This is a genomic window from Blattabacterium cuenoti, from assembly GCF_014252415.1.
Lineage (GTDB): Bacteria > Bacteroidota > Bacteroidia > Flavobacteriales > Blattabacteriaceae > Blattabacterium > Blattabacterium cuenoti_Y.
In genome coordinates this window covers 457,911-476,277 of the sequence record NZ_CP059223.1, presented here as the reverse complement: position 1 = coordinate 476,277, position 18,367 = coordinate 457,911, and the positions used below count along the sequence as shown (strand labels likewise).

18 protein-coding genes and 1 tRNA gene are annotated in these 18,367 nt (G+C 20.2%); 7 read left to right on the top strand and 12 right to left on the bottom strand.

Annotation, left to right across the window (positions count from 1 at the left end; all coding sequences use genetic code 11):
* Positions 1–13 precede the first annotated feature (13 nt).
* Complete coding sequence (locus H0H33_RS02375; RefSeq protein WP_185877811.1) at positions 14–985, top strand: D-alanine--D-alanine ligase; 972 nt, start codon at positions 14–16, stop codon at positions 983–985.
* Between the two features lie 120 nt (positions 986–1,105).
* On the opposite strand, the gene feoB is transcribed toward H0H33_RS02375, so the two are convergent.
* Positions 1,106–3,157: a ferrous iron transport protein B gene (feoB, locus tag H0H33_RS02370; protein WP_185877810.1), complete on the bottom strand. Its 2,052-nt coding sequence runs from the start codon at positions 3,155–3,157 to the stop codon at positions 1,106–1,108.
* Between the two features lie 30 nt (positions 3,158–3,187).
* Entirely contained in the window at positions 3,188–3,409 is a 222-nt protein-coding gene (locus tag H0H33_RS02365) for a FeoA family protein (protein WP_185877809.1), read from the bottom strand.
* A 104-nt stretch (positions 3,410–3,513) separates the two neighbouring features.
* On the opposite strand from H0H33_RS02365, the gene rseP reads away from it, so the two are divergent.
* Positions 3,514–4,821 carry an RIP metalloprotease RseP gene (rseP, locus tag H0H33_RS02360; RefSeq protein WP_317167109.1) on the top strand — a complete coding sequence of 436 codons (1,308 nt, stop codon included), beginning with the start codon at positions 3,514–3,516 and terminating at the stop codon, positions 4,819–4,821.
* Here rseP and H0H33_RS02355 read toward each other — a convergent pair.
* Both H0H33_RS02355 and H0H33_RS02350 read right to left on the bottom strand, forming a co-directional pair.
* Positions 4,786–5,400, bottom strand: coding sequence for a 5-formyltetrahydrofolate cyclo-ligase (locus H0H33_RS02355; RefSeq protein WP_185877808.1), 615 nt, complete (start codon positions 5,398–5,400; stop codon positions 4,786–4,788). The two genes, rseP and H0H33_RS02355, sit on opposite strands and share 36 nt — an antisense overlap.
* Positions 5,401–5,404: 4 nt before the next feature.
* On the bottom strand, positions 5,405–6,202 hold the full coding sequence (locus H0H33_RS02350; RefSeq protein WP_185877807.1) for an alpha/beta fold hydrolase: 798 nt from the start codon (positions 6,200–6,202) through the stop codon (positions 5,405–5,407).
* A gap of 56 nt (positions 6,203–6,258) precedes the next feature.
* Between H0H33_RS02350 and H0H33_RS02345 the strand changes: the two genes are divergently transcribed.
* Positions 6,259–7,041 carry a type III pantothenate kinase gene (locus H0H33_RS02345; RefSeq protein ID WP_185877806.1) on the top strand — a complete coding sequence of 261 codons (783 nt, stop codon included), beginning with the start codon at positions 6,259–6,261 and terminating at the stop codon, positions 7,039–7,041.
* Here the strand turns inward: H0H33_RS02345 and H0H33_RS02340 are convergent.
* Genes H0H33_RS02340 through H0H33_RS02310 form a run of 7 tightly spaced genes read right to left on the bottom strand, consistent with a single transcriptional unit; the run spans position 7,036 to position 15,198 of the window.
* Entirely contained in the window at positions 7,036–7,440 is a 405-nt protein-coding gene (locus H0H33_RS02340) for an HIT family protein (RefSeq protein WP_185877805.1), read from the bottom strand. The two genes, H0H33_RS02345 and H0H33_RS02340, sit on opposite strands and share 6 nt — an antisense overlap.
* Positions 7,430–7,915, bottom strand: coding sequence for a transcription elongation factor GreA (gene greA / locus H0H33_RS02335; RefSeq protein ID WP_185877804.1), 486 nt, complete (start codon positions 7,913–7,915; stop codon positions 7,430–7,432). The genes H0H33_RS02340 and greA overlap by 11 nt, the downstream gene beginning before the upstream one ends.
* Before the next feature lie 30 nt (positions 7,916–7,945).
* The gene (murA, locus tag H0H33_RS02330; RefSeq protein WP_185877803.1) at positions 7,946–9,262 is read right to left on the bottom strand and encodes a UDP-N-acetylglucosamine 1-carboxyvinyltransferase; all 1,317 of its coding nucleotides are present in this window, start codon (positions 9,260–9,262) and stop codon (positions 7,946–7,948) included.
* Between the two features lie 13 nt (positions 9,263–9,275).
* Positions 9,276–9,875, bottom strand: a complete 600-nt coding sequence (locus tag H0H33_RS02325; protein WP_185877802.1) for a DUF4290 domain-containing protein — start codon at positions 9,873–9,875, stop codon at positions 9,276–9,278.
* A gap of 49 nt (positions 9,876–9,924) precedes the next feature.
* Positions 9,925–10,971 (bottom strand): cation diffusion facilitator family transporter, encoded by a 1,047-nt coding sequence (locus tag H0H33_RS02320; protein WP_185877801.1) that lies wholly within the window; start codon positions 10,969–10,971, stop codon positions 9,925–9,927.
* 9 nt (positions 10,972–10,980) lie between these two features.
* Positions 10,981–13,044, bottom strand: a complete 2,064-nt coding sequence (locus H0H33_RS02315; protein WP_185877800.1) for an ATP-dependent helicase — start codon at positions 13,042–13,044, stop codon at positions 10,981–10,983.
* Positions 13,045–13,059: 15 nt separating this feature from the next.
* Positions 13,060–15,198 (bottom strand): ATP-dependent DNA helicase RecG, encoded by a 2,139-nt coding sequence (locus H0H33_RS02310; protein ID WP_238785591.1) that lies wholly within the window; start codon positions 15,196–15,198, stop codon positions 13,060–13,062.
* On the opposite strand from H0H33_RS02310, the gene H0H33_RS02305 reads away from it, so the two are divergent.
* The 4 genes from H0H33_RS02305 (at position 15,193) to ribD (ending at position 17,313) form a co-directional block, all read left to right on the top strand.
* Positions 15,193–15,268, top strand: a tRNA-Val gene (locus H0H33_RS02305). The two genes, H0H33_RS02310 and H0H33_RS02305, sit on opposite strands and share 6 nt — an antisense overlap.
* Before the next feature lie 26 nt (positions 15,269–15,294).
* A complete protein-coding gene (gene rpsU, locus H0H33_RS02300) occupies positions 15,295–15,492 on the top strand; it encodes a 30S ribosomal protein S21 (protein ID WP_185877799.1) in 198 nt (65 codons plus the stop codon).
* Positions 15,482–16,255 (top strand): shikimate dehydrogenase family protein, encoded by a 774-nt coding sequence (locus H0H33_RS02295; protein WP_185877798.1) that lies wholly within the window; start codon positions 15,482–15,484, stop codon positions 16,253–16,255. Before rpsU ends, H0H33_RS02295 begins: the two co-directional genes overlap by 11 nt.
* Before the next feature lie 29 nt (positions 16,256–16,284).
* Positions 16,285–17,313, top strand: a complete 1,029-nt coding sequence (gene ribD, locus H0H33_RS02290) for a bifunctional diaminohydroxyphosphoribosylaminopyrimidine deaminase/5-amino-6-(5-phosphoribosylamino)uracil reductase RibD (protein ID WP_185877797.1) — start codon at positions 16,285–16,287, stop codon at positions 17,311–17,313.
* Here the strand turns inward: ribD and H0H33_RS02285 are convergent.
* A complete protein-coding gene (locus tag H0H33_RS02285; protein ID WP_185877796.1) occupies positions 17,302–18,351 on the bottom strand; it encodes an acyl-CoA reductase in 1,050 nt (349 codons plus the stop codon). The two genes, ribD and H0H33_RS02285, sit on opposite strands and share 12 nt — an antisense overlap.
* Positions 18,352–18,367 lie beyond the last annotated feature (16 nt).

Here is an 18,367-nt window from a genome sequence, read left to right as displayed (position 1 = left end):
AAACATGTAAATAATGAAAAAAATAGCTATTGTAATGGGAGGTTTTTCAGGTGAATCATCTATTTCATTAAAAAGTGGTAAATTCATTTTTAAAAATTTATGCAAAAAAAGATATGATCCATATGAAGTTCATATTTCAAAAGAAAAATGGGTAGTAAAAATAGATGAAAATCATGAATATTCAATAAATAAAGATGATTTTTCTGTAATCATAGACAATTGCAAATTAATTTTTGACTGTGTATTTATTGCTATACATGGTACTCCTGGTGAGGATGGAATTTTACAAGCTTATTTTGATTTATTAAAAATTCCATATACTGGTTGTGATTTTTATCATTCTAATATAACATTTAATAAAAAATATTGTTTACCATTTTTAAAAGATTTTGGGATAAATGTCCCTAATTATCTTTTTATAAATAAAAATCAGAATTTTTGTAAAAAAAATATTTTAGATAAAATAGGAATTCCTTGTTTTGTAAAACCTAGTAAATCTGGATCTAGTTTAGGAATAAGTAAAATTAATAAAAAAAATGAGTTAGATTCTGCATTAGAAAAAGCTTTTCGATTAGATAAAGAAATTATAATTGAATCTTTTTTAAAAGGGAAAGAAGTATCAGTTGGAGTATATTCATTTAATAATGAAATTAAAGTTTTACCTATAACAGAAATAATTAGTCAAAACGATTTTTTTGATTTTCAATCAAAATATTCTGGAAAATCTCAAGAAATAACTCCAGCAAAATTATCATTTGAGATTGAAAATAATATTATAAAAATTGCTAAAAAAGTATATGAAATTTTAAATTTATCTGGTATGTCTAGAGCAGAATATATTGTTGTAGATAAAACCCCATTTTTTTTAGAAATTAATACAATACCTGGATTTTCAAAAGAAAGTATTTTTCCTAAACAATTAAAATCTGCAGGGTTATCCTTACCAGATTTTTTTCACAATGTTATAGAATCATGTATCAAGTAAAATATAATTAAAATTATTTTTTACATATACATTGTTTTTTACAAACAAATTTTTTTTTATTATTTAATAATGCATTCTTTAAAAGAATTAAGATAGAAATTATAAAAATAATAAGTATAATTATATGTTCCCACATATATTTAATGTTTGATATATTAAAAACGATGTTATATATGACAATATTGTCATAAAAATAAATTGAAATGTAGGGAAAATCCATGATTTAGTTTCTTTTTTAATAATAAATAAAGTACTTGTACATTGCATAGAAAATGTATAAAAAGATAATAGAGATAAACCTGTTGAAAAATTATAAATTGGTTTTTTTGTATCTTTATTAAGATCTTTTTTCATTTTCTCATTTAAATCTTCTTTTTTTTGATGTTCTATTTTATATAGAGAGTTCATAGTGCTAACAAAAACTTCTCTTGCTACAAAGGATGATAATAATCCAATTCCTATTTTCCAATCATATCCTAATGGATGAATAATAGGTTCAATTTTTTTTCCTAATAAACCAAGATAAGATTTATTAAGTTTTTGTTCTTTTATAGAAAAGATATTTTTTTTATTTGGTCCGTATGATCCTAATACCCAAATTATTATATTTGTTAATAATATTATTTTTCCTGTATTAAAAATAAATGATTTAATATGTATCCATATATTTATAAATATATTTTTTAATATAGGAACTTTATAAGTTGGAATTTCTATAATTAAATGGCTATTATAATTTTTTTTTAGAATTTTATTTAAAATCATAGCTACAATAAAAGCTGATATAATTCCTATTAAATACATCATCATCAACATTAGTCCTCTTAATTGAAAAATATACCATTTTTTATTGGGTATGATTAAAGAAATTATTAATATATAAACAGGTAATCTTGCAGAACAAGCGATAAAAGGAGTTATTAATATTGTTATCAAACGATCTCTATAATTTTCTATATGTCTAGATGATATGATAGCAGGAATTGCACATGCAATACTAGAAATCATTGGAACAATACTTTTCCCATTTAATCCAAAAGGACGCATAATTTTATCCATTAAAAAAACTACTCTATTTATATAACCACTTTCTTCCATAAGGAATAAAAAAAATAAAAGAATAGAAATCTGTGGAACAAAAGTAAGAACAGTTATTATTCCAGGTATTATTCCTTGTGATAAAAAATTGCTTAATGGACCATGATAAATATTTTCTATTTTTTTTTGAAAGAATGAAAAAAAAAACTCTATGTAATTTTTTGGAAGTTCTGCCCAAAAAAATATACACTGAAAAATAAAAAATAAAATAAAAAAAAATGTTATATATCCAAATATTGGATGTATAATTAGAATATCATCAATTTTTCTAGAAAAATTTGAATTATTTTTTTTTATATGATAAATTGTATTAGAATAAATTTTATTAATTTCTTCATATCTTACTATAGTTTCTTTTATTTGTAATCTTCTAGAAATGATTCCATATTTTTTTTTAATTTTTTTTATTATAATATTTTTATAATTTGATTGAAAATTAAAAATTTTATTAGACGATAAATAATACCAAGATTGATAAGAATTAATTAAAAAATTTTTTTTTATTTCTTTTATAGCAGAAAAATAATAGGATTCTGGATTAAAAAAAAATTTTTTTTTATTTATTTGATGATTTTCTAATTTATATTTTAAAATATTTAATCCATGTCCTTTTCTTGCATTAACTGAAACAACATCTGTAAAAAGTAATTTTTTTATTTTTTTTATATTTATTAATATTCCATTTTTTTTTGCTTCATCTATCATATTTAACACAAATAACACTGGAAATCCTAAGTCTTGTATTTGTCTTAATAAAAACAAACTTTTTTTTATGTTAGAAGAATCAGCTACAACAATGATTTTATCTGGATAATCTGTACTTTTTTTATTTAATAGTAATCTCATAATTATTTCTTCATCTTCAGATGAAGGATAAATACTATACGTTCCAGGTAAATCTATTATCTGATAGTAATTTTCTTTATGATGGAAAAAACCAATTTTTTTATCAACTGTTACTCCTGTATAATTTCCTATTTTTTGATTTAGACCAGTAAGTTTATTGAATAAAGATGTTTTTCCAACATTAGGATTTCCTACTAGAGCTAGTTTAATAACTTTATTTTTATTCATAATCTAATGATATAAATAAATTAAATCATATCATATAGGTTCAATTAATATATTTTCTGCTTCTTTTTTTCTTAATGCTAAACAAGATTGATTATAACTAATACATAGTGGATCACAAAAAATTGACACAAAAACTATTTCAAATTCTACTCCAGGTAAAATTCCTAATTCTAATAATTTTATAGGAAAATTATCGTTTTTATATCCTTTAATAATACCTTTTTTTCCTTTTTTTAGATCAGATAAATTCAAAATTTTTTGTATATTTCAGTTATATCATATATAAAATAAAGAATAATTAGCAATAAAAAATATTTTAAAAATTTATCTAAAATAATTTATGGATAATACTATCTATGTTTGAACGTTTTATACAATTAATTTTTAGTATATCAATACTAATTATCATTCATGAATTAGGTCATTTTATTTTCTCTATTTTATTCAAAGTTAGAGTTGAAAAATTTTTTTTATTTTTTAATCCATGGTTTTCTATTATAAAAAAAAAAATAGGTAAAACTATTTATGGAATAGGATGGATTCCGTTAGGTGGTTATATAAAAATATCTGGTATGGTTAATGATGAAAAAGAAATTCCACTTAAAAAATGGGAATTTAGATCTAAGTCACCAATAAAAAAATTTTTAATAATTTCAGGAGGAATAATTTTTAATATTTTTTTATCCATTATTATATTTTCATTATTAACATTTAAATATGGAGAGTCTAATTTACCAATAAAAAATGTTCCATATGGAATTGAAGTAAATAATATAGGATATAAAATAGGATTAAAAAATGGAGATAAAATATTATCTATTAATAATGAACCATGTTATTATTTTAATAATCTTACAAGATTAATTTTATTAGGTGATACAATAGTTATAAATAGAAATGGAAAGGTTATTAATCTTTTATTATATGATAAAAAAAAATTTTTCTTTAACGAAAGTAAATTAAGTTTATTTTTACAACCTAGAGTACCTCCTATTATAGATAAAGTTATAAAAAAATCTTATGCAGATAAATATAAATTATATTCAAATGATGAAATACTAACTATTAATTATTATCCCATTATGTTTCGAGATCAATTACGAAATATTATTGATAATAATAAAGGTAAAAATATTGTAATAGGTATTAATCGAAATGGAAATTTTATTAAAAAAACAATTCCATTTAATTATAAAAATATTATTGGAGTTCATTTAAAAAATTTTTTAGGAATTCATAAAATTTTCTCTATCGAAAAAAAAAATTATTCTATAATTAATAGTTTTTTACATAGTTTTATAAAATCATGGATTATATTAAAAAATCAAATATCATTTTTTAAAAATATTTTTGATTTAAATACTAAAGCTTATAAACAAATAGGAAGTTTTTTTTCTATAGCTAAGGAATTTCCAAATACATGGAATTGGTATATATTTTGGAATATAACTGCAACTTTATCTATTTGGTTAGCATTTATAAATTTTCTTCCAATTCCATCATTAGATGGTGGTTATATAGTTTTTATTTTACTAGAAATGATTATAGGTAAAAAATATAGTGAAATAATATTAAAACGTGTCACCAATATTGGATTTTTAATAATTAGTTTTTTAATGATCATTGTTTTAGTTTGGGATATTTTTAAATTTTTTTTTAATTAATTTTTTATTAAAAAAAAATGTATTATAAGGAGTTATTCCTAAATCTAAATTTAAATCATTATCATTTATATCATATATTATTTCTATAGGATTAAAAAAACTTAATCCTATTTTAATAATATTTTTTTTACATAAAAAAATAAATTTATCATAAAAACCTTTTCCGTAACCTACCCTATAACCTTTATGATCAAAAATTATTAATGGTAAAAATATAACATCAATAAATATAGGATTCATTAATTTTTTATAATATGGTTCTAATATTCCATATTTATTTTTTATTAAAATTGTATTCTTTTCAAGAATACAATTATTAATATAAAAATTTTTAAAATTTGTATGAGGAATAGTAATAATTTTTCTTTTTTTTAAAAGATGATGAACAATCATAAATGTATTGACTTCATTTAATTTTTCTATAGATAAAAAAATATGGAAAATATTTTTTTCCCAAATAGAAATTTTTTTTAATCTATAAAAAATTTCATAACTCATATTATAAATATCATTTTTTGAAAAATGATTTATTCTATTAAACAAATAAATTTTTCTAATATATTTTTTATTATATATCATAGATTTATACTGAATATATAAATTTTTCTAGTATACTTATAACTCTTTTGGGGGATTCTACATGCCCCATATGTCCAGTAGGTATTTCTATAATATTGGTATTAATTCCTTTACTAACTTCTTCATATATTTCTTTTTTATTTAAAATTAAATCATATTTCCCCATTATATATAATTTAGGAAATGAATATTTCTTTAAAAGAAAACTTCTTTCTTTTCTAAATGCTATTCCCATCAAAGTAGATATAATTCCTTGATTATAATTTAATAAAGCTATTTTTTTAGTAAAATTAATCTCATTTTTTAATAAATAAATTTTATTGGGATTAAACCATTTTTTAATAGTTTTTATTACAAAATTATTATAATTATTTTTTATAAGTTTAATTGAATTAATACGAATTTTTTGTTTTTCAATAGTATCAGATTTCGTAGTAGAATGAAGTAAACATAATCCTAAAAATAATTTAGGTACTTTTTCTGCGATAGCTAAAGAAATATAACCTCCCATAGAATGACCAAAAAAAATAGCATTTTCTATATTATTTTTTTTTAGTACATATTTTATAATTAAATCAGCAATATATTCCATCGTTAATATATTTTTTTTAAAAAATGTACTATATCCATGACCAGGTACATCTATTAAAATGATCCTAAATTTTTTATAAAGGACATTATATATAGGTTCCCATATTTTTGAGCTCCCCATGAATCCATGAATCATTACAATTGTAAAATTTTTAGAATTTTTTGAACTAAAAAATTTATAATTATCTTTTATATAAATCGGATTATTCATATTATTATACTTTTAAAAAATTAAATATTATAATAACAACCTATTTTTATTAAAAAATGTTATTAACCGTAAATATTGGAAATTCAAATATTCGTTTTGGTTTATTTAAAAAAAAATTTAATAATTTAAAATGTAATTACTCATGGATTATTAGTTCTAGTTATCATAGATCATTAGATGAATATACTTTATTATTCATGAATATATATAAAAAAAATAATATTTTATTAAAAAAAATAAAATACATTGTAATTGGATCTGTAGTACCTTCTTTAACAAGAATAATTATACAATCTTTAAAAAAGATATATAAAATTGATCCCTTCATAGTTAATAGATATTCTACCTCATCTGTTAAACATTACTCTCATCAATTAGGAACAGATTTATATGCTAATGCAGTGGCATCAAACGAAATATATAAACGTACTACTACCTTAATAATTGATTTTGGTACTGCTTTAAGTTTAACTTGTATTGATAAAAATGGAGTAATTAAAGGTATAATTATTGCTCCTGGAATTAATAGTTCATTAATATCTTTAGTAGGTAACACATCTCAATTACCTAAGATCAAATTAAAAAAACCACTTACTGTACTGGGTAATTATACCGAATTATGTATTCAAAGTGGAATTATATATGGATACTTAAGCATGATAGAAGGATTAATTGATAAAGTTAATCAAGAAATAGGAATAAAATGTTTTGTTATTGCAACTGGAGGTTTATCGCATATATACGCTCCTTTAACAAGAAAAATTCATATTAACGATAAATTACATACGATAAAAGGATTGAAAATTTTATTTCATTTTAATTATAAAAAAAAATTATAGTATAACTGAATTTTTTATTTTATTAGATATCAATTTAAATTTTTCTTTAGATAAATTTATTCTTTCTGAAAAAAAATCGGCATCAGATTCTTTATCCATTGGTATAAGATGGATATGTATATGAGGAATTTCAAAACCCATAATAAACATCCCCACACGATTACAAGGTATTGATTTTTCTATTCCTATGGCTATTTTTCTAGAAAAAATCATTATAGAAATAAAATTTTTCTCTGACATAGAAAAAATTTTTTTCTCATAATTATTTTTTGGAATAACTAATGTATGTCCTATTTTTAATGGATATATATCTAAAAAAGCTAAATGATCAATATTTTCAGCTATTTTATAAGAAATAATTTCATTATCAATTATCTTACGAAAAATATTATGTTTCATTAAAAGTAATTTCTAATATTTTATAATAAATTGTCATTTTATTAGGTAATTCAATTTGTGCAATTTGTCCTACTTGTTTACCTAATAATCCTATAGATATAGGAGTATTAATGGATATTTTTCCTGATTTTAAATCGGCTTCACCTTCTGGAACTAAGGTGTATATTTGTTCTTTTTCACAAGAAATATTTTTTACTTTTACCGTAGAGAGAATAGATACTCTAGTTTTATTTATTTTTTCACCATCTATAATTCTTGTATTATATAATTTTTTTTTTAATTTAGCTATATTTATTTCTAACATACTTTGTGCTTCTTTTATGGCATCATATTCAGCATTTTCTGATAAATCACCTTTATCTCTAGCTTCTGCTATTTGAAGAGATATTTTTGGACGTTCTATATTTTCTAATCTTTCTATTTCTTTTTGTAATTTTTTTAATCCTTTTTTAGTTATATATTCAAATTTTTCCATAATTATTTTCAATATTTAATATTTTTTTTGTTATTCTATCCTGGATATATCAGCCCCTAAATTTTGTAATCTTTTTTCTATTTTTTCATATCCCCTATCTATTTGTTCTATATTATTTATAATGCTAATTCCTTTAGCAGATAGTGCTGCTATTAAAAGAGATATGCCGGCTCTGATATCAGGAGAATTTAGTATAGATCCTTTTAAATAGGATTGATGATTTAATCCGATAACAGTTGCTCTATGAGGATCACATAATATAATTTGTGCTCCCATTTCAATTAATTTATCTACAAAAAATAATCTACTTTCAAACATTTTTTGGTGAATCAATACACTTCCATCTGCTTGTGTAGCAACTACAATTAGTATACTTAATAAATCAGGTGTTAATCCTGGCCATGGTGCATCAGAGATTGTTAATATTGCATTATTTAATAATTTTTTTATTCGATAGGATTTTTGAGATGGAATGAAAATGTCATCTTTTTCTTTTTTTATTTTAACCCCCATTTTTTTGAAAATATTTGGAATAACCCCCAGATTGTTCCAATTAACATTTTTTATCCTTATTTCTGAACATGTTATAGCAGCTAATCCAATCCAACTACCAATTTCCACCATATCAGGCAAAATGGTATGGTTACCTCCTTTTAGTTTTTTTACACCTTTTATCTTAACTAGATTAGTTCCAATTCCTTTTATTTTGGCTCCCATTTTATTAAGAAGCTTGCATAATTGTTGTATATATGGTTCGCATGCAGCATTATATAAAATTGTTTCTCCATCGGCTAAAGTTGCCGCCATTATAATATTAGCAGTACCTGTTATTGAAGCTTCTTCCATCAAAATATAGTTTCCTATTAATTTTTTATTATTCGTATATAAATAAAAACATTTATTATTACTTTTATAAGTAATTGTACTTCCTAATAATTTTAATCCTGTTAAATGCGCATCTAGTCTTCTACGACCAATTCTATCCCCCCCAGGAATAGGTATACATACTTTTTTAAATCTAGTTAATAAGGGCCCAGCTATCATAATAGATCCTCTTATAGATTTTCCATATTTTTCATAAAAATTTTTTGTATTTAAATATTCAATATTTATATTTTTTGCTTGAAATGTATAATCTCCAATTCCTTTTTTTTTTATTATAACTCCTAAATTACTCAGAATATGCATTAAACATTTTACATCACCTATTTCTGGGATATTATTAATTCTTAATTTTTCTGAAGTTAGTAATACTGCACATAATATTTGTAATGATTCGTTTTTAGCACCTTGTGGTTTTATTTCTCCTTTTAAAGATTTTCCTCCTTTTATTCTGAATATTCCCATTGTTTAATATTTATTATTTTCTAATTCTAGAATTAAAATTTCTTCTTAAAATTTGAGAACATTGTAATAATGGGTCCATATTATTATTTATAATACAAATTTTTCCATTTGAAAGTTTTATTAAATCTTTAAATATTACATCATCTTCTACCATATTTTTATTCCACCTTAAATAATTTTTTTTCATGGTATTTGCAATAGCATATAGTAATCCTTCTTTTTTTTGTTCATTTTTACAATTTATAGCTACATTGATCATATCTCTAATAATTTTTCCATAATATCTAAAACTATTTAAGTATTCTGGATAAACAATTTTTTTTAAAACATTATTTTTTTTTTCTGGATTTGGTTTTGGAAAAGGTGTATCAATATCCAATTGATAATTAGACATAATCAATAATTGATTCCATAATTTATGTTGAAAAAAAGGAAAAATTTTTTTATTATATTTATTTTTGTAATTAGAATCCGTCATTAATTTTATAATTCCTAATGCACATTTATTTCTTTTTTTTCTATTTTTTATTTGTATTGCAAAATCTATCATTTTTTGAATATTTCTACCATATTCTGGTATCACCAGTCTAAATCGATTAGTATTATATTCCATATTAAAATCTATTTTTAATTTTTTATAAAAAATCAAGTAATTGTTTGTATTATAATGTTTTTTTAATCAACTTAGAATTATTTTTATTATAATTCTGTTTTTTTTCTATATAAGAAGTTTGATTTAACGTCCAAAGTATTTTTTTATGAAAAGGATGTTTTCTAACTTGACAAGTTTTATTAAAACAAAATATACAATCAAATTTAGAACATGCATCTACATGTACGGATAATTCTACTTTAGTTCCAAATTTATATTTGGTTAAAATTGTTAATTTTCTTACTTCTTTATTAGCTTCTTTTATATTAAAAAACCAAGGAACGGTTAGATGACAATCAATATGTAGGGCACTACCATATTTAATAATTTTTAAATGATGAAGATCTATCCAATAAATAGATCTTTTTTCATTAAGATAAAAAGACAATTTTTTTAAAAGATTTTTATCAGTTTCATCCATAATACCAGCAGTAGCGTTTCTTAATAATTTAAACCCTGTATACAGAATGAAAAAAGATAAAATGATAGAAATAATGGGGTCAATCCAAATACATTTTGTTTTATTTAAAAATATTAATCCAATTGCTATTCCAAAAGTAGAATATGTATCCATTTTAAGATGTTTTCCACTTGCTATTAATGTTAAAGTTTTATTTTTATTACCAATTTTACAAGCTAAAAACCCAAGAAAATAATTAATTATAGAAGTTAAAAACATCAATAATATACCACAATCTAACTTTGATAATAGTGATGATTTATGATAAAAGTTATATCTAATTCTTGTAAAAGTATTTATAAATATTGTAAAGCTTATTACAGATATTAAAAACCCTTCGATAGCGGTAGATATAAATTCTATTTTTCCATGTCCATATGGATGATTTTTATCTTTTGGTAAAGAAGAAATATATAAACTACATAAACCTATTATACTACTAATTATATTGGTTAAACTTTCCATTGCATCACTAAATATGGAAAGAGATGATGTAATACGCCAAGTAATAAGTTTTATACAAAATAAAATTATGGCAAAAAAACATATCATTTTTTGTATAAAAAAACTACTTATCATAGTTTTTTTTAAATTCATAAAATAATTTTATGGATAAAAAGTTAATTTATTTAAACTCAATAAAATTTTTTTTTTTCCTAATTTTTGAAAATCAATAATAGCTATTTGATTATTATATTTTAAATAGAGAATGATTCCTACCCCAAATTTTTTGTGAAATACTTTAATTCCTTTTTTTATAAAATTATATTCTTTTTCTTTTTTATCATAAGAAATAATATGATCATTATTTTTTATTTCTTTAATAAAACGACTAGGAATATTATTTTTTTTTTCTCCCCATAATAATCTACATTTTGCATATGTTAAAATTGCTAATTTTTTAGCTCTTGTAATTGCTACATAAAATAAACGACGTTCTTCTTCAATTTTTGATATCTCATTAATATTTGATCTTGATGGAAAAATATTTTCTTCTAATCCAGTAATAAAAACAATAGGAAATTCTAATCCCTTAGATAAATGGATAGTCATTAATGAAACTTTATTTTCTATTTCTTTTTTTTCATCAATATAAATTTTATTATCAAAATAAAAATTTTGAAGAAATTTTGATAAAGAAATTCTTTCTTTAAGTTTAATTTTTTGTGTAAAAAAATAATATAATTGATGAATATAATAATTTTTATTTTTTTCTTCCTTTATTTGTTCCAATAAAATTAGATTAATTATATCTTTTATTATTTCGTATACGTTTATATTTTCTTTTTTTAAAAATATTATTTTTAATAAAAAAAATATTTTTTTTATTTTACATTTAGTTTTTTTATTAATTATAGATTTCTTATCATAAAGATCAATATTACTTAAAATATCAAAAATATTATATTTTTTGTATTTTTCTATTAATTTTAATATAAAATTAATTGTTTTTTTATGTCTAATATTATTTTTTTGTAAAATACGTAACAATAATTCTTCATCATTAGGATTATTTATAAACTTTAAATATAGTAGTAAGTTTTGAATTTCTTTCCGTTTTATTAAAGAAATATTTCCATATATTTTGTATGGAATTTTTCTTTCTTTTAAAAGATATTCAATAATGTAAGATTGTGAATTAGTCCTATAAAATATTGCAAAATCTTTATATTCATATTTTTTTTTTTTTATAATAGAAAGAATAGAATCTATGATATATAATACTTCTTCTTTCTCAGATGAAGCTTCATAAATTTTAATTTTTTCTCCTTGTTCATTGTTTGTCCATATTTTTTTTAAAATTTGATTTTTATTAAATGAAATAATTTTATTAGATATTTGAACTATATAATTAGTAGATCTGTAATTTTGTTCTAAATAAAATATTTTAGTTTTTTTATATTCAATATGAAAATTTTTAATATTAGATATATTTGCACCACGAAAATTATAAATAGATTGAGCATCATCTCCTACTACAAATATGTTATTATATTTTTTTGATAAAAATTTTATAATAATACTTTGAGATGAATTAGTATCTTGATATTCATCAACTAAAATATATTTAAATTTTTCTTGATATTTATTAAGTACTTTTGGATATAAATAAAATAAACGATAAGTATATAATAATATATCATCAAAATCTATAGCTTTCGATTGAAAACATTTTAATGTATATAAATCATAAATTTTTTTAAATGGATTTTCTATTTTTTTTTTTAAAAAAAAATTGTTTTTATATAAAGATATTTTTTTTAAAATATCTTTATAATTAAATGACTTATCAAGATTTAAATTTTTTAAAATTTTTTTTATTATGTTTTCTGAATCTTTTCGATCATATATAGTATAATCAGGATTAAATCCTATGTAGTGAGATTCTTTTCTTAAGATATTAGAAAAAATAGAATGAAATGTACCTATTTTTATTTTTTTTGACAAAGATTTATCTATTAAATTAGATATTCTATTTTTCATTTCTTCTGCAGCTTTTTTTGTAAAAGTAAGAGCTAATATATTGGAAGGTTTTATTCCAATATTTTTAATCATATAAATAATTCTATATACTAAAACTCTAGTTTTTCCTGATCCAGCTCCTGCAATTACTAAAACTGGTCCATAAATAGTTTTTACTATCTTTTTTTGAATCTCATTTAATTTCATGCATGCAAGTAAATTTCAATTTTTTTTAATATTATGAAAATAATTATTTTTTTTTTTTAAAAAATTTGGATTATTTTTTGTAAATCTTTCAACAGTTAAAAATACTTCTTTAATTAATTCATTATATTTAAAAATGTTTGTAAATAAATATTTTTTTCCACTTTGTTCATTACCCGTTAAATTACCTCCACCTCTCAATTTAAGATCTTCTTTTGCTATTTCTAATCCATTATTAGTTTGACACATTTTATTAATTCTAGATAATCCTATAGGATTAATTGATTTTTCTGATAAAAGAATACAATAACTTTGATGAATACCTCTACCTACTCTTCCTCTTAATTGATGTAACTGAGATAACCCAAAAACATTAGCATTTTCTATTAATATAACAGAAACATTAACAACATTAATCCCCACTTCTATTATTGTAGTTGTTACAATTATTTTAGTTTTTTTATTTAAAAATTTATTCATTTGTATTTCTTTTTCTTTATAATTCATTTTTCCATGTAAAAACCCAATTTGATCTTTCTTTAAAAATTTAAATCTTTGAATTATTTCTTGATATCCTGTTATTAAATTTTTATAATTATGTTTCTCTGAATTTACAATAGGATAAACTATATATATTTGTCTTCCTTTTATTATTTCATTTTCTATTATTTGAAATGCTTTATGTTTATATTCATTCCAAAAATGAATAGTTTTAATAGGTATTTTACCTATAGGTTTATTTTTTATAATAGATATACTTAAATTTTTATAAAAAACTTTAGCAAGAGTTCTTGGTATTGGTGTAGCTGTCATTATTAATACATGTGGAAAATTGTTAATTTTACATATTTTTTCTCTTTGTTCTACTCCGAATTTTTGTTGTTCATCTATAATAGCAATACCCAAGTTTTTAAACTTTACTTTTTCTTGTATTAAGGAATGTGTACCGATTAAAAAAGATATTTTTCCTTTAATTAATAATTTATAAATTTCATTTTGATTAGAATAAGATGTAGATCTTGTTAATAAAGCAATTTTAACTCCAATTTTACATAACATTTTTATAAAGTAATTATAATGTTGGATTGCCAATATTTCAGTTGGGGCCATTATACATGATTGAAATCCATTATCTAATGCAAGTAGCATTGCTAACATAGCAATAATTGTTTTTCCACTTCCAACTTCTCCTTGTAATAACCGATTCATTTGAATAGGTTTTTTTAAATCACTACGTATTTCTCTAAATACATTTTTTTGATCTTCAGTTAAATCAAATGGTAAATGATTTTTATAGAAAGAATTAAATTTTTTACCTATTTTTAAAAATGGTTTTCCTCTTATTTTTTTTATAGAAAATAACCTAACTAAAAATAATTTTTCAAATTTTATTGAATATTTTGCTCTTATTAAATTATTTATAGATTCTGGAAAATGAATTTGAATTAATGCATTTTTTTTAGAAATTAATTTTCTATCATTAGTATATTTTTGGAATATGAAATTATTTATTTCTTTTGAATTATTTTCTAATTTTTTTATAATTATTTTTAATAAATTCATTATAAAAAAATTATCAATTCCATTTTTTTTTAAATTTTTTGATAAGGAATAAGTTGGATATATTGAATATATTTTTATTTTATCATGAAATTTTTGTATTATTGGATGAACAATCTGTATTTTATTTTTAAATAGGACTTTTTTTCCGAATACTAATATTAAAATATTCTTTTTTAATCTTTTAAAAAAACTAATTTTTTTAAACCAAATCAATTCAATATATCCAGTTTTATCTACTAATAAGGCTATTAATATTTTTCCTACATTATTTTTTTTTTTTATTTCCTTAAAATCAATAATTTTTCCTATAATTTGAACAAAACTATTATCATTTTGTTTTAATTCTGATATTGTTTTTAATCCTGCATATATATATCCGTTTGGATAATAAAGAATTAAATCTTTGCATGTATAAATATTTAATTCTTTATTTAATAAAGAAACTTTTTTTGAGTTTAATTTTAAATTTCTAATAGATTTTTTCAAAATATCATTACAACACATAACATGATTATTATTTTTTTTACGTAATGTAGAAAAATAATTATTTTTGTTTTTTATACCTAAAAATTTATATTTAAAAATATAGGACATTTAGCTCAGTTTGGTTTAGAGCACTACTTTGACATGGTAGAGGTCGTCGGTTCAAATCCGATAGTGTCCACAATAAATTTATTACCATTTTATATTATGATATTAATTACTACAGTAAGAGAAGGAGAATCAATAGATAAAGCTTTAAAAAAAAGCAAAAAAAAATTTGATAAAACTCGTATTTTAAAAGAATTTAGAGAAAAACAACAATATATAAAACCATCTGAATGTAGAAGAAATGAAATTTTAAAAGCAAAATATAGAGAACGTATGAAATTAAAAAATGAAGAATAGTTATATTAAAAAATATAGAAATATATTTGGTTTAATTGGTAAAAATATTAGTTATTCTTTATCAAGAGATTTTTTCCTAAAAAAATTTAAGAAAGAATCTATAAGTTATTCAACTTATCTAATTTTTGATATTAAAGATATTAACGAAGTTAATATAATATTTAATATACCTAATCTAAAAGGTTGTAATGTTACTATTCCTTATAAAATAAATATTATTAATTTTTTAGATGAATTAGATATGAATTCCAAAAGAATTAAATCTGTTAATGTAATAAAAATAAAAGATAACTATAAAATAGGATATAATACTGATATTATTGGATTTCAATTATCATTTGAAAAATTATTGAGTTTTTATCATACTAAAAAAAACTTAAAAGCTTTGATATTAGGAACTGGAGGTGTTTCTTATGCAATATCATTTGTATTATATAAATTAGGAATACCATATAAATATGTATCTAGAAATAAAGAAAAAAATAATCATACAATAAATTATATTGATATTAATCGAGATTTATTAGAAAAATATAAAATTATTATTAATTGTACTCCTCTAGGTACGTATCCAAATATAAATTCTTTTCCTCCCTTACCATATCAATATATTTATAATAATCATATTTTATATGATCTTACATACAATCCTGATCAAACTATTTTTTTAAAAATTGGTAAAAAGAAAGGTGCATTAATAAAAAATGGATTAGAAATGTTATATCTTCAAGCCGAAGAGTCTTGGAAAATATGGAATTCCTAAATTAAAAATTAGAGATTAAATTTTTTTTTATGAAAATTAAAAAATTATTTATGGAAAGGGCTATACAATTGGCTAATAATGGAATAGGGATAATTTCCCCTAATCCAATAGTTGGATGTGTTATAGAAATAAATGGGTTAATTATTTCCGAAGCATGGAATTATCAATGTGAAAATGAACATGCAGAAGTAAAAGCAATAAATAAAATTAAAAATGATTCCTTATTCTTAAAATCAACTCTTTATGTAACGTTAGAACCATGTAGTCATTTAGGAACAACTCCTTCATGTGTAGATTTAATAATAAAAAAAAAAATTTCTATAGTTGTAATAGGGGCGAAATCTCCATTTATAAAAAGTAGAATAGGGATAAAAAAATTAAAAAAATACGGAATAAAAGTAATTGAGAATTATTTACATGATCAATGTAGAATTATAAATAAACGATTTTTTACATTTTATGAAAAAAATCGACCATTTATTATACTAAAATGGGATCAAAGTTATGACGGATTTATTGCTTCTTCATTTAAAAAAAATGAATGTATTAGTAATATTTATTCTAGGCAATTAACTCATAAATGGAGATCAGAAGAAGATAGTATTTTAGTTGGAGAAAAAACTATATTAATGGATAATCCTGAATTGAATACTATAAAATGGAATGGAAAAAATCCAGTAAAAATTTTTTTAGACAAAGAATTAAGCATTCCTAATTATTATCATCTATTTGATAATAAACAAGATACTATTATATTTACAGAAAAAAAAATTGAAAAAAAAAATAATAAAATAGAATTTATTCAAATTTGTTTTGATCAAAAATTATTAGAACAAATATTATTTTTTTTATTCAAAAAAAAAATACAATCTATAATCGTAGAAGGAGGAAAAAAAATATTAGAGATTTTTATAAAAAAAAATATTTGGGATGAATCTCGTGTTTTTATATCTAATAAAATTTTTAATGACGGTTTGAATGCTCCTATAGTAAATGGAAATATAATTTTAAAAAAAAATATTGATACAGATATACTAATTATAAAATCATTTTATTAATTTATTTAAAAATTTGATAGTATCAATTTTATCTGGATATTCTTCTAATTTTGGATATTGAGATGTTCCAAAATGAATTTCTTCTTTTATAAAATTTTTTGATATAATACATTGTATATTTTTATGATAATTATAAATATTTTTTTTTAAATTTTCTAAATTTTTATAAAATTCATAATATAAAATAGAAATCGGGCTATTATATTTTTTTTCTTTTTTAAGAATTAAAAATTCATTTTTAAAAAAATTAATTTTGTTCATTATAAAAATGGATTTATAATATTTATAGTTATTCATATATTTTCTATTTTTTTTTACATATCTACATATATATGATGACTTTAATATTAAATCTATATTATAATTGTATGGTATAAATATTTTTCCTACATTTCTACATCCTCTTCCATAATAATATAAAATATCTTTCGATAAGTTCAATAAATCATTTTTATTTTCATTTCCTTGTAATACGGATATAGATATTCTATTTTTTCTAATCAAAGATGGAATATTTTTTTTTAAAAAAAAAAAATTAAAATATCGAAAGGAATTATTATTCCCTGTAGCAATTACACAATCATATTTTTCATTTAAAAAATTTTTTGTGAATTTAATCTTATTTTTAATTGATGAATTTTCATTAATTAATATTCTACATATTATAGGAATAATAATATTATCTTTTTCTGATAACTTTATTATTATATTATTTCCTGATAAAATAACACATAATAAATCATGAAACCCTGCCATAGGAATATTACCAGGCATTATAACGAGGACATTTTTTTGATTTCTATTAATAGGATATTTTTCAATCCATGATTCTATTTTATCTTTTTTTAAAACTTTACTCCAATAATCAAATGATATAATCAAATCTTCTTTTAAAAACCATTGTTTTTTTGTTAATAAGGATTCAAATTCTACAAAAAATTTATTAAAATATGTATATCTATATTTTTTTTTATATATATTTTTGAATTCTGATAATAACTTACCTAAAGTAACAAAACTTTTTATTATTTTTATCATTGTTGTAATATAAAAA